The sequence below is a fragment of the Mycobacterium sp. IDUB_36 genome, assembly GCF_055419225.1.
Genome location: NZ_JBVAXH010000001.1, coordinates 1671597 through 1684283, shown reverse-complemented (window position 1 = coordinate 1684283; position 12687 = coordinate 1671597). Strand labels below are relative to the sequence as shown.

Below are 12687 nucleotides of genomic sequence, written 5' to 3'. Positions count from 1 at the left end.
CCGCAGCGAGGCCATTAGGGTGGTTGCCGTGACCCATTTTGACGTTGTCGTCCTCGGAGCCGGACCCGGCGGATACGTAGCGGCCATCCGCGCCGCGCAGCTGGGGCTGAATGCCGCCATCGTGGAGCCGAAGTACTGGGGCGGAGTCTGCCTCAACGTCGGCTGCATCCCGTCCAAGGCGTTGCTGCGCAATGCCGAACTCGCCCATATCTTCACCAAGGAAGCCAAGATCTTCGGCATCAGCGGTGAGGTGAGCTTCGACTTCGGCGCCGCGTTCGACCGCAGCCGGAAAGTCGCCGACGGGCGGGTGGCCGGCGTGCACTTCCTGATGAAGAAGAACAAGATCACCGAGATCCACGGTTACGGCAGGTTCACCGACGCGCACACCCTCGAGGTCGAACTCAACGAGGGCGGCACCGAGAACGTCACCTTCGACAACGTCATCATCGCCACCGGCAGCAGCACCAAGCTGGTCCCGGGCACCTCGTTGTCGAAGAACGTGGTGACCTACGAAGAGCTGATCATGGACCGCGAGCTGCCCGAGTCGATCATCATCGCCGGCGCCGGGGCGATCGGCATCGAATTCGCCTACGTGCTGAAGAATTACGGCGTCGACGTGACCATCGTCGAGTTCCTGCCGCGCGCCCTGCCCAACGAAGACGCCGATGTGTCCAAGGAGATTGAGAAGCAGTACAAGAAGCTCGGCGTCAAGATCCTCACCGGCACCAAGGTGGAGTCGATCGACGACGACGGCTCCGTCGTCACGGTCACCGTCAGCAAGGACGGCAAGACCGAGGAGCTGAAGGCCGCGAAAGTGTTGCAGGCCATCGGCTTCGTGCCCAACGTCGACGGCTTCGGGCTCGACAAGGTCGGTGTGGCGCTCAACGACCGCAAAGCGATCGGCGTCACCGACTACATGCGCACCAACGTCGAGCACGTCTACGCCATCGGCGACGTCACCGCGCAGTTGCAGCTGGCCCACGTCGCCGAGGCGCAGGGCGTGGTCGCGGCCGAAACCATCGCCGGAGCAGAGACTTTGGCGCTCGGCGACTACCGGATGCTGCCGCGGGCGACCTTCTGTCAGCCGAACGTGGCCAGCTTCGGGCTCACCGAGCAGCAGGCCCGCGACGAAGGCTACGACGTGGTGGTGGCCAAGTTCCCGTTCACCGCGAACGGCAAAGCGCACGGGGTGGGCGACCCCAGTGGTTTCGTCAAGTTGGTCGCCGACGCCAAGCATCTCGAACTGTTGGGCGGGCACCTGGTCGGCCATGACGCCGCCGAGTTGCTGCCCGAGCTGACGCTGGCTCAGAAGTGGGATCTGACCGCAAACGAGTTGGCGCGCAACGTCCACACCCACCCGACCATGTCGGAGGCGTTGCAGGAATGCTTCCACGGCCTGACCGGACACATGATCAACTTCTGACGCGGATCGGGCGGGTTCGGCGCAGGCATTTTGGTGGCCGACCGCGCGGGCTACCATGGCCAGGTGGCCTCATTCAAAGCGGTACGAGCCGAATCGATTTGGGCTGCGCTCGGCGGTGTTCTCGCCGGTTACGTGCTGTGGCTGATCGCGATCTCGATCGGAGACTTCCTGACCACGCCGGGTTGGTGGGCCCCGATCGTGCTGGCAGCCTCGGTGGTTCTGGCACCGCTGGCGTTGCTGTGGGGAAGACGGGTGCGTGCGCGAGGCGAGGCCTCGCTGGGAGCGTTCATCTACGCACTGCCGGTCCTGCCGGTGCTGTTGTCGGCCGCCGTGCTGGTCGACAGTTACTTGTGATCGCCAGGGTGATCCAGCGGGATCCCCAGCGCTGAGATCGTGGCGGCCAGTCCGTCGTATTGCCCTGCCAGCAAACAGAATTCGATCAACTGGCGCCGATCGAGGTGTCGAGACAGGTGCTGATACACGTCGTCGCCGATCGTCCGGTTCAGGACGAAATCGTCGGTCGCACTCAGCAGCGCCTGTTGGCGATCGGTGAGCCCGCCGCCGTCGGCGGAGGTGTTCGGCCAAGCGAAGATCAACTCCTGGGTCGAGTCGCTGAGTCCGCGACGCCGACCTATCCAGCGATGGTGCTGCAGCTCGTACTCAGAACCGCGCAGATGCGCGACCCGCAGGATCACCAGCTCGGTGTCGGCTTGTGGCAACCGGCCACGCAGCAGTCGGGCGCCGTAAAACGCAAATGCCCAGAACAGCAACCGTCGCTGACCCAGCGTGGTGAACAGGTGCATCTCCGGTGCGCGAACCGTGCGGGCGCCCAGCTTGGCGAGCACCCAGTTGATCGGGCCCAGTTCACGAAATTGCCCGGACGGAATCCGGGCGACCTGGCCGGTCATGCGTGCTTCACCAGGTAGGGCGAGACCGTGCTGCGATGCTCGTCGAGGTCGAGTGCGCGACCCAGCGCAGGGAAGGCCCGCTGTGGGCAGGTATCGCGCTCGCAGACCCGGCAGCCCGCGCCGATCGGGGTGGCTGCAAGATTTCCGTTGCCGGACAAATCGAGTCCTTCCGAGTAGACGAGCCGATGGGCGTGCCGCAATTCGCAGCCGAGCCCGATCGCGAAAGTCTTACCGGGCTGACCATACCGGGATGCCCGCCGCTCGATAGTGCGGGCCACCCACATGTAACTGCGCCCGTCCGGCATCTGCGCGATCTGGACCAGGATCTTGCCCGGGTTGGCGAACGTCTCGTAAACATTCCACAGCGGACAGGTGCCGCCGGCCGAAGAGAAGTGAAAGCCCGTGGCGGACTGCCGCTTTGACATGTTGCCCGCCCGGTCCACGCGGACAAAAGACAGCGGCACGCCACGCATCGAAGGGCGCTGCAGGGTGGAGAGCCGGTGGGCGATGGTTTCGAAACTGACCGCATAGAACGCCGACAGCCGCTCGACGTCGTAACGGAACTCCTCGGCGACGCCGTGAAACTGCCGGTACGGCAACACCGTTGCGGCAGCGAAGTAGTTCGCCAGGCCGAGGCGCGCCAGGGTGCGTGACTCGTCGCTGGTGAAACTGCCCTCGTCGACCAGATGGTCGATGAGCGGCCCGTGCTCCAAGTAGGCCAACTCGGCGGCGAGCTTGAACGCATACTGGCCTGACGGCAGATACCCGCCGATTTCCAGCGTCCGCGTGTCGGGATCGAAGCGATGAAGAACGTTGTCGCCCAGATCCATTCGCTTGATCCGGACGTCATGGACCGAGGTGAGCCGGTCGGACAGGTCGCGAACCAGATCGGCGCGATGCATGCGCATCCGCACCGTGAGTTCTTCAGCGGCGGTGTCCAACTCGTGCAGATAGTTCTGCCGCTCGTAGAAGTAGTCGCGCACCTCTTCGTGCGGCATCGCGATCGACCCGCTGCCGCTGCCGTCCGAGAAGCGGTCCTCGGTGGCGGCCGCGAGCTGGGTGGTGGTGAGCCGGTAGCGCCGGTGCAGGTTGACCAGGGCGCGTGCCAGCGCCGGGTGAGAGTTGACGACGTCCGCCAATTCCGACTGCTCCACCTCGACGCCCAGGTCGTGATCCAGGGTGACCTCCCGCAACTCGGCGAGCAGCCGGGTGTCGTCCTGGGAAGCGAAGAAGGTCGCGTCGACGCCGAACACCTCAGTGATCCGCAGCAGCACCGCCACGGTCAGCGGCCGGACGTCGTGTTCGATCTGGTTGAGATAACTGGGGGAGATGTCCAGCATCTGCGCGAGCGCGGCCTGGCTGAATCCGCGCTCGCCGCGAAGCTGCCGGACCCGCGAGCCAACGAATGTCTTGGCCATTCGGCCAGCGTACCCGCGGTGCTAAGACGCGGTTAGCAATCTTCGCAGCAGGTCGAAGAATTGGCACCGCGGCAAGGTCGTTTGGCATCATTCTCGGACGGGGGAACCTAAGCTAGGCCGCCTGGCCACGACGAATTATGTCGTGTTGCGACGACAGCTGGTCCAGCCTGGACAGTAGCGGGGAGTAGAGCCGTGAGCTTGGACAAAACGATGATGCCGGTCCTCGACCCGCATCCCGATGTCTTCGACCGGGAATGGCCGCTCCGCGTTGCCGACATCGATCGCGAAGGTCGGCTGCGGTTCGACGCCGCCGCCCGGCACATCCAGGACATCGGCCAGGATCAGTTGCGCGAGATGGGCTTTGAAGAGACCCATCCACTATGGATCGTGCGCCGGACGATGGTCGACCTGATCCGGCCCGTCGAGTTCAACGACATGCTGCGGATGCGCCGTTGGTGCTCGGGCACGTCCAACCGCTGGTGCGAGATGCGGGTCCGCATCGACGGGCGCAGGGGCGGCCTGATGGAGTCCGAGGCGTTCTGGATCAACATCAATCGCGAGACCCAGATGCCGTCGCGCATCTCCGACGACTTCCTCGGCTGCCTGCACAAGACCACCGACGTCAACCGGTTGCGGTGGAAGGGCTACCTGAAGGCGGGTAACCGTGAGGACGCTGCCGAGATCCACGAGTTCCCGGTTCGCGTCACCGACATCGACCTGTTCGACCACATGAACAACTCGGTTTACTGGAGCGTCATCGAGGACTACCTGTGGTCGTTCCCGGATCTGCTCAAGGCCCCGCTACGGGTGGCCATCGAGCACGACGCCCCGGTGGCGCTCGGCGACAAGCTGGAGATCATTTCGCACCTGCACCCGGCCGGCTCCACCGACCGGTTCGGCGCGAGCCTCTCCGACCGCACTGTTAGAACGCTCACATATGCCGTCGGCGACGAGGTCAAGGCGCTCGCCGCGATCCTCCCGCTTTAACCGTACGAGCGTTATGCAAACCGCCGGGCTGACCTGCGGATTCATGTTACCCACTGGTAACTGCTGAACCGGTCAAGCTGCCGAAGATCTTCGCAAGCTTTGCAAATAACGCCGAACCCCTAGCCAAAGTTGGCACCAAAATAGGTGGACCTGGGCCGCTGACCTGTGCCATCTTCGTGTTAGCAAGTCAGCAACGATGCTGGGGTCCTTAGCAAGGCTGGAAATCTCGGGTCCTCAGGTCATGAAATTTGAGGAGAACGCTATGTCGAGCGTTGGCACACCGAAGAGACCCGAAGAGATCCAGAAGGATTGGGACACCAACCCCCGCTGGAAGGGCATCACCCGCACCTACACCCCCGCCGACGTCGTGGCCCTGCAGGGCTCGGTCGTCGAGGAGTCCACGCTGGCCCGTCGCGGCGCCGAGGTGCTGTGGAGCCAGCTGCACGACCTCGAGTTCGTCAACGCGCTGGGCGCGCTGACCGGCAACATGGCCGTCCAGCAGGTCCGCGCCGGCCTGAAAGCCATCTACCTGTCCGGTTGGCAGGTCGCCGGTGACGCCAACCTGTCCGGCCACACCTACCCCGACCAGAGCCTGTACCCGGCCAACTCGGTGCCGCAGGTCGTCCGCCGGATCAACAACGCGTTGCTGCGGGCCGACCAGATCGCCAAGGTCGAGGGCGACAACTCCATCGAGAACTGGCTCGCGCCGATCGTCGCTGACGGTGAAGCGGGCTTCGGTGGCGCGCTCAACGTCTACGAGCTGCAGAAGGCCATGATCGCCGCCGGTGTCGCCGGTTCGCACTGGGAAGACCAGTTGGCCTCGGAGAAGAAGTGTGGACACCTCGGTGGCAAGGTGCTGATCCCGACCCAGCAGCACATCCGCACCCTGACCTCGGCCCGTCTCGCGGCCGACGTCGCCGACGTGCCGACCGTGGTCATCGCCCGTACCGACGCCGAGGCTGCGACGCTGATCACCAGCGACGTCGACGACCGCGACAAGCCGTTCGTCACCGGTGAGCGGACCTCCGAGGGCTTCTACCGGGTGAAGAACGGTCTCGAGCCGTGCATCGCCCGCGCCAAGGCCTACGCGCCGTACTCCGACCTGATCTGGATGGAGACCGGTACTCCGGACCTCGACCTGGCCCGTCGTTTCGCCGAGGGCGTCAAGAGCGAGTTCCCCGACCAGCTGCTGGCCTACAACTGCTCGCCGTCGTTCAACTGGCGCAAGCACCTGGACGACTCGACCATCGCCCGGTTCCAGAAGGAGCTCGGCGCGATGGGCTTCAAGTTCCAGTTCATCACGCTGGCCGGCTTCCACGCCCTCAACTACTCGATGTTCGATCTGGCCTACGGCTACGCCCGCAACCAGATGAGCGCCTACGTCGAGCTGCAGGAGCGCGAGTTCGCGGCCGAGGAGCGCGGTTACACCGCAACCAAGCACCAGCGCGAGGTCGGCGCCGGTTACTTCGACCGGATTGCCACCACCGTTGACCCGACGTCGTCCACCACGGCGCTCGCGGGCTCGACCGAAGAGGGGCAGTTCCACTAGACCGTCTTGCATCGAGCGTGCGGCTGTGGCGACTTTTCGCCGGAATTCTCGCCGCGAGTACACGTTCGGTGCGACAAAGACCAGGCCGTAGCCACAAGCGAACGGCTTGACAGCGCAGGCCCCGCCCGGAAACCCTGGGCGGGGCCTGACGCATATCGAGAGGACATTCCTGCAGTGAGCAACGCGATTGAGCGGGTTGGCGTTATCGGCGCCGGGCAGATGGGCGCGGGTATCGCCGAGGTGTCGGCCAAGGCCGGCGCCGACGTGGTGGTCTACGAACCCACCGATGAGCTCGCCGCTGCGGGCAAGGCCCGGATCGAGTCATCCTTGGAGCGGGCCGTCAGCAAGGGCAAGCTGTCCGCCGACGACCGCGACGCTACGGTCAAGCGGCTGCGCTACACCAGCGCGCTGTCCGATCTCGCCGACCGTCAGCTGACCATCGAGGCGATCGTCGAGAACGAGGCGGTCAAGGCGAAGCTCTTCGCCGAACTCGACGAGATCATCACCGATCCCGCTGCGGTGCTCGCGTCCAACACCTCGAGCATCCCGATCATGAAAATCGCTGCGGCAACGAAGAATCCAAGCCGCGTGCTCGGTCTGCACTTTTTCAACCCGGTACCGGTACTGCCGCTCGTCGAGTTGATCAGCACGCTGGTCACCTCCGACGACGCCGTGGAACGCGTCGGGCATTTCGCCGGCGAGGTGCTCGCCAAGAAGGTGGTCCGCTGCGGCGACCGGTCCGGCTTCGTCGTCAACGCTCTGCTGGTGCCCTACCTGCTGTCCGCCATCCGAATGGTGGAGGCGGGTGTCGCATCGATCGAAGACGTCGACACCGCCGTCGTCGCCGGGCTCTCGCACCCCATGGGCCCGCTACGGCTCTCCGACCTGATCGGCCTCGACACCATGAAGCTCATTGCCGACGCGATGTACGACGAGCTCAAGGACGCGCACTACGCGCCGCCGCCGTTGCTGCAACGCATGGTCGAGGCCGGTCAGCTCGGCAAGAAATCCGGCAAGGGTTTCTACACGTACTAGCGTTCGCCGGCGTTGCTGCGCAGACCACGACCTGCACAGTCGGGGTTTGAATTGGTAGCTATCGGGTCACCGTTACAGGGTTGCCCGTAGTTATCGACGCAAGGAATCAGCCACGCCATGGTTCAGCTGTCGACCGGTAATGGTCTCCGCGATGTCGTAGTCACCGCCGTCGAAATGACGACCGCGCTGGCCACCAATGCCGACGACACGTGGAAACGACTCCTGGACGGCCAGAGCGGTATCCGCAGGCTCGACGATGATTTCGTCGACCAGTTCGACTCGCCGGTGCGTATCGGCGGGCATCTGCGAGAAGACCTCGACCACTACCTGACCCGTATCGAGCTGCGCCGATTCCTGTTCTTGCAGAAGATATCCACGCAAGTCGCCCGGCGGTTGTGGGAGCGCGCCGGCTCGCCGGAGGTCGACACCGAGCGGCTGATGGTGGCCATCGGGACCGGGCTGGGGGCGACGCGGGAGTTCATCCAGTTCAGTGACGATTTCCGGCTGCGGGGCCCCAGGGCGATCTCGCCGGTCGGCGTGCAGCAGGCGATGCCGAACGCGGCGGCCGCCGCGGTTGGGCTGGAACGCGGAGCCAGAGCCGGGATCCTGACGCCGATATCTGCCTGCGCCTCCGGTGCCGAAGCGATAGCCCTCGCGTGGCGCAACATCGTGCTGGGCGAGGCTGACATCGCGATCTGCGGCGGTGTCGAAACCAAGATCGAAGCGGTGCCCATCGCGTCGTTCGCCAACCAGGGACTGCTGTCGACCAACAACGACGACCCCGCCGGTGCGTGCCGGCCGTTCGACAAGAACCGGGACGGCTTTGTCTTCGGTGAAGCCGGCGCGGTGATGCTCATCGAAACCGAAGAACATGCAAAAGCCCGTGGTGCCAACATCATTGGCCGGGTGATGGGCGCCGGCATCACCTCCGACGGATATCAGCCGGTATTGGCCGACCCCACCGGTGAACGCGCCGCGGACGCGATGACGCGGGCCATCCAGCTGGCCGGGCTCGCCCCCGGCGACATCGACCATGTCAACGCCCACGCCACCGGCACGGTCGACGGAGACCTTGCCGAGGCGAATGCCATTGAGCAGGCGCTGGGAGCACACGCGGCCGCCGTCTACGCCCCGAAAGCCGCGCTGGGTCATTCGATCGGAGCGGTGGGAGCCGTGGAGGCGATTCTGACCGTGCTGGCCCTCCGCGACGGCGTGATTCCGCCGACCCTGAACCTGACAGAACCCGACCCGAGGATCGCCCTGGATGTGGTGGCCGGCGAACCTCGCACCGGCGGCTACCGCTACGCCGTGAGCAATTCGTTCGCCTTCGGCGGCTACAACGTTGCACTCGCGTTCGGGAAGCGCTGATGCGCCCATTAGACTCGCGCCAACGGTTAGCCTCGCCCACCGGGGGTGGGGCGTAACCTCAACCCTGTGTCGAGCGAACGGCACGGTCCACTTGACAACATTCATCCCCAATTTCAGGACAAACGGTGTCAGATACCTCAAACGCAACGTCCACTGCTCAGTCCGCGTGGTTGTCGAAGTCCGCGTCCCAGACCCGTGGGTCGGACAAGAAGGAAGTCCAGTTCCACTACGACATCTCCAATGACTTCTTCAAGTTGTGGCAGGACCCTTCGCAGACCTACAGCTGCGCGTACTTCGAGAAGGACGACTACACCCTCGAGCAGGCGCAGCTGGCCAAAGTGGACTTGTCGCTGGGCAAGCTGGGGTTGCAGCCCGGTATGACGCTGCTGGACATCGGCTGCGGTTGGGGCTCCACCATTCAGCGTGCGGTGGAGAAGTACGACGTCAACGTCATCGGCCTGACGCTGTCGGAGAACCAGAAGCAGCACATCGAGCAGAACCGGTTCCCCAACATCGACACCACCCGCAGCATGGAAGTACGGCTCCAGCCGTGGGAGGACTTCGACGAGCCGATCGACCGCGTGGTCTCAATCGGCGCCTTCGAGCACTTCGGTTTCAACAAGTACGACGACTACTTCAAGAAGACTTTCAACTTGATGCCCGACGACGGCGTGATGATGCTGCACACCATCATCATTCCCAGCGACGCGGAGATCAAAGAACGCAAGTTGCCGCTGACCATGTCCAAGGTGCGGTTCATCAAATTCATCATGGACGAGATCTATCCCGGTGGTCGTCTGCCACTGAGTGCTCAAGTCGAGGACGCCGCGACGAAAGCCGGCTACACCGTGACCCGCAAACAGCCGCTTCGGCCGCACTACGCCCGCACCCTGGACACTTGGGCCAGCAACCTGAAGTCGAAGAAAGACGAAGCGATCGAAATCACGTCCGAGGAAATCTACGAGCGCTTCCTGAAGTACCTCGAAGGGTGTGCTGACCTGTTCCGCGATGGCTACACCGACGTTTGCCAGTACACCTGCGAAAAAACGCCGGCGTAGCCGGGTTGAGAAAAGTGCGTTATAACGGAGCGTTCGAAACAGCAGAACCAGAACAAGATTCACTGTGAAAGGCCGATCTCTGATGACGGACAGCGGGTCGGAGGGCGCGTCGAAGTTGCGTCCGGCGTACGAAGACGTCCAAGCCCACTACGACACCTCCAACGAATTCTTCGGCCTGTTTCAGGATCCGACACGCACCTATAGCTGTGCGTATTACGAGCGCGACGACATGACGCTGGAAGAGGCGCAGATCGCCAAGCTCGACCTGTCGCTGGGCAAGCTCGGCCTTGAGCCCGGAATGACATTGCTCGACGTCGGCTGCGGCTGGGGCGCGATGATGAAGCGCGCGGTCGAAAAATACGACGTCAACGTCGTCGGGCTGACCCTGAGCAAGAACCAGCACTCGCTGGGGCAGCAGATTCTCGACCAGGTCGACACCGGTCGTTCGCGACGGGTGTTGCTGCGCGGCTGGGAAGAGTTTGACGAGCCGGTCGACCGGATCGTCAGCATCGAGGCCTTTGAGGCGTTCCCGAAGTCTCGCTACAAGGCGTTCTTCGACCTCTGCTTCCGCATCATGCCGGCAGATGGCCGGATGGTGCTGCAGACGATCATGGGGCACCCGCTCAAGCGCTGGCCTGAGATGGGCATCCCGATCACGATGAGCGATCTGCGGTTCATGCGATTCATCGCGGCGGAGATCTTCCCGGGTGGGGCGGTTCCGGCTGATGACGACGTTATCGAATACTCCGCCAACGCCGGGTTCTCGGTGGAGCGCCTGCAGAAGATGACGCCGCACTACGTCCGGACGCTCGACACCTGGACCACCAAGCTGGAGGAATCCCGCGAGGAGGCCATCGCGGCCACCTCCGAAGAGGTCTACGACCGGTACATGCGTTACCTGATCGGTTGCTCAGACTTCTTCCAGCGCAACATCTCTGAGGTCGGCCAATTCACTCTGGTGAAGAGCTAACGACCCGGTAGCCCCGGCACGAAAGCGCCGATCGCCAGACCGACGACGAGCAACGCGCCGGCTTGGCGCACGTGCAGCCAGGCCAGCGCCGCGTACCACAGCGGCCACACCGGGAAATCGGCCGGCGGCTCGTCGGGCGGCGGGCGGCGGAAGTACGGCCACACCTTCACCAGCCGCGGCAGCGCCAGCACCACAACCAACACCGGCCACGGCATTGCCCTGGCCAGCACCGCGGCGACCACCAGCAGGTAGAACCCGGCCATCATGGACAGCGTGATCGCCCGGGCCCGCGCCTCGCCGATCAGCACCGGCAGCGTGTGGATGCCGAGCGGTTCGTCGTAGGGAATCTTGTCGGTGTGCTTGCCCATCAACACCGTCGTGCAGAGCAGTCCGTAGGGCAGCGAGGCCAGCAACACCGGCCAACCGACGTGGCCGACAGCGGAGTAGTAGGTGCCGCAGATCATCAAGGGACCCCAGACCACCAACACATCCGGCTCGCCCAGGCCGCGCTTCTTGAGTCGCAGCGGCGGCGCGGTATAGGCGAAGCTCAGTACGAACCCGGACAGCGCGAACGCCACCACCGGCCAGCCGCGAGCCCAGGTCAGCACGATCAGGATGCCCAGGTCGGCCAGGTTCACCAGCCCGATCGCCACCAGCAGCGTGCGACGGCTGACCAACCCGGAGAGCACCGGGTGCGGCGCGTAGAGCGCCCGCGGATAGGTGTCGCTGTCCAGGCCGGTCTGGGTGTCATACAGATCGTTCATCAGGTTGTTGGCGGTGTGTGCCAGCAGGATCCCGACTACCGCCAAAGTCAGCCAGCGCCAATCCAATCCGGGTTGGCCTACCGCGAGCAGTGCTGCGACCAGACCGGCGAACAGGGTCATCGGCAGCACCGCTGCCCGGGTGACCACCAGCCACCGGGTGACCGCGTCGACCGGGCCGTCCGGCGGGGGATTGGTGGTCCGGATGGCGTAGGCCCAGGAGCTCAACCGGGAACGAGAAGCAGTGTTCGTCACGCGCCGCTCCTGGTCGTCACAGCGCTCTGCATCGTCGTCGGCGCGTCGCTCATGGCGCCAAGGTAGTCCCGCTACTCGCTCAGCGGCGGCACAATCGGCGCGGGATGCTGCTGGGCGCGAAATTTGTCCAGCGAGCCGCCGACCTCGACGATCCCGCAGAGTGCGCTCCAGCTGAGCATCGTCAGGTAGTCGATCAGCTCGTCGGAGCTGGTCCGCGGATCCAGCAGCCATGAGTGCGTGGCCAGCTGCACGCCGCCGACGATGTGGTAGGCCCACGGCTCGACGCCGCCGACGTCCATGCCCGCGGCGCGCATCCGTCGGCGCAGCATCACCGCTAGCATGCGGGCGATGATCCGCTCGGAGTCGGCGACCACCTTGTTCTTGCCGGCCGAGTTGTTGGCCATCACGAACCGGTAGGGCTCGGGTTCGGAGGCGACCGTGTCGACGTAGACGTGAATGATCTCCCGGGTCAGGTCGAAGCCGTCGAGGTTCGACGACAGCGCTTTGGCCATGTTGGGGATCAGGGTGGCCTGCGTGAAGCGCATCATCACCGCGGTGGTCAAGTCGTTCTTGTCGACGAAGTAGCGGTACAGCACGGTCTTGGACACACCGATCTCGCCGGCGATCTCATCCATGCTGACGAACTGGCCGCGCCGCCGAATAGCCTCGATCGTTCCGTCGATGAGTTCGTTGCGACGCTCCACCTTGTGCTGGTGCCAACGTCGCTTCCGGCCGTCGGTTTTCGCCGCTCCGGCTGTCGCTTGCTGTACCACAGTCGCGAATTCCCAATCCGAGTTGTCTATGCGTGATTTCCATAGTAGGGGTTATCGGCGCCGATTTCCTGCCTGGACCACTGACAACGGGGTAGCGCCCGTTGAGCGGTAACAGTTACCTCGCAAAACGGCGGGCCATCGTCTCCCGAGCAGTCCCGCCGATAGCGGATGATGATGGGGTG

General features: G+C 64.3%; 12 protein-coding genes. 8 read left to right on the top strand and 4 right to left on the bottom strand.

Annotated elements, in window-relative coordinates; all coding sequences use genetic code 11:
• Positions 1 to 28 precede the first annotated feature (28 nt).
• Together lpdA and ACZYW1_RS08265 are read left to right on the top strand one after the other, a co-directional pair.
• Positions 29 to 1423, top strand: a complete 1395-nt coding sequence (gene lpdA / locus ACZYW1_RS08270; RefSeq protein WP_463784812.1) for a dihydrolipoyl dehydrogenase — start codon at positions 29 to 31, stop codon at positions 1421 to 1423.
• 63 nt (positions 1424 to 1486) lie between these two features.
• On the top strand, positions 1487 to 1777 hold the full coding sequence (locus ACZYW1_RS08265; protein ID WP_463784810.1) for a hypothetical protein: 291 nt from the start codon (positions 1487 to 1489) through the stop codon (positions 1775 to 1777).
• Here the strand turns inward: ACZYW1_RS08265 and ACZYW1_RS08260 are convergent.
• Complete coding sequence (locus tag ACZYW1_RS08260) at positions 1768 to 2331, bottom strand: carboxymuconolactone decarboxylase family protein (protein ID WP_463784808.1); 564 nt, start codon at positions 2329 to 2331, stop codon at positions 1768 to 1770. The two genes, ACZYW1_RS08265 and ACZYW1_RS08260, sit on opposite strands and share 10 nt — an antisense overlap.
• Positions 2328 to 3749, bottom strand: a complete 1422-nt coding sequence (gene ramB / locus ACZYW1_RS08255; RefSeq protein ID WP_463784806.1) for an acetate metabolism transcriptional regulator RamB — start codon at positions 3747 to 3749, stop codon at positions 2328 to 2330. Before ramB ends, ACZYW1_RS08260 begins: the two co-directional genes overlap by 4 nt.
• Positions 3750 to 3941: 192 nt before the next feature.
• Here ramB and ACZYW1_RS08250 point away from each other — a divergent pair, with 192 nt between their 5' ends.
• The 6 genes from ACZYW1_RS08250 (at position 3942) to ACZYW1_RS08225 (ending at position 10716) form a co-directional block, all read left to right on the top strand.
• Positions 3942 to 4736, top strand: coding sequence for an acyl-ACP thioesterase domain-containing protein (locus ACZYW1_RS08250; RefSeq protein ID WP_463784804.1), 795 nt, complete (start codon positions 3942 to 3944; stop codon positions 4734 to 4736).
• A gap of 262 nt (positions 4737 to 4998) precedes the next feature.
• A complete protein-coding gene (gene aceA / locus ACZYW1_RS08245) occupies positions 4999 to 6285 on the top strand; it encodes an isocitrate lyase (protein ID WP_463784802.1) in 1287 nt (428 codons plus the stop codon).
• A 174-nt stretch (positions 6286 to 6459) separates the two neighbouring features.
• Complete coding sequence (locus ACZYW1_RS08240; protein WP_463784801.1) at positions 6460 to 7320, top strand: 3-hydroxybutyryl-CoA dehydrogenase; 861 nt, start codon at positions 6460 to 6462, stop codon at positions 7318 to 7320.
• A 117-nt stretch (positions 7321 to 7437) separates the two neighbouring features.
• Complete coding sequence (locus tag ACZYW1_RS08235) at positions 7438 to 8688, top strand: KasA/KasB family beta-ketoacyl-ACP synthase (RefSeq protein WP_463784799.1); 1251 nt, start codon at positions 7438 to 7440, stop codon at positions 8686 to 8688.
• A 125-nt stretch (positions 8689 to 8813) separates the two neighbouring features.
• Positions 8814 to 9746: a cyclopropane mycolic acid synthase family methyltransferase gene (locus tag ACZYW1_RS08230; RefSeq protein ID WP_463784798.1), complete on the top strand. Its 933-nt coding sequence runs from the start codon at positions 8814 to 8816 to the stop codon at positions 9744 to 9746.
• Between the two features lie 82 nt (positions 9747 to 9828).
• Positions 9829 to 10716, top strand: coding sequence for a cyclopropane mycolic acid synthase family methyltransferase (locus tag ACZYW1_RS08225; protein WP_463784797.1), 888 nt, complete (start codon positions 9829 to 9831; stop codon positions 10714 to 10716).
• Here ACZYW1_RS08225 and ACZYW1_RS08220 read toward each other — a convergent pair.
• Positions 10713 to 11732, bottom strand: a complete 1020-nt coding sequence (locus ACZYW1_RS08220) for a prenyltransferase (protein ID WP_463784795.1) — start codon at positions 11730 to 11732, stop codon at positions 10713 to 10715. The two genes, ACZYW1_RS08225 and ACZYW1_RS08220, sit on opposite strands and share 4 nt — an antisense overlap.
• Before the next feature lie 71 nt (positions 11733 to 11803).
• On the bottom strand, positions 11804 to 12505 hold the full coding sequence (locus ACZYW1_RS08215; protein WP_463784794.1) for a TetR/AcrR family transcriptional regulator: 702 nt from the start codon (positions 12503 to 12505) through the stop codon (positions 11804 to 11806).
• Between the last annotated feature and the right edge of the window lie 182 nt (positions 12506 to 12687).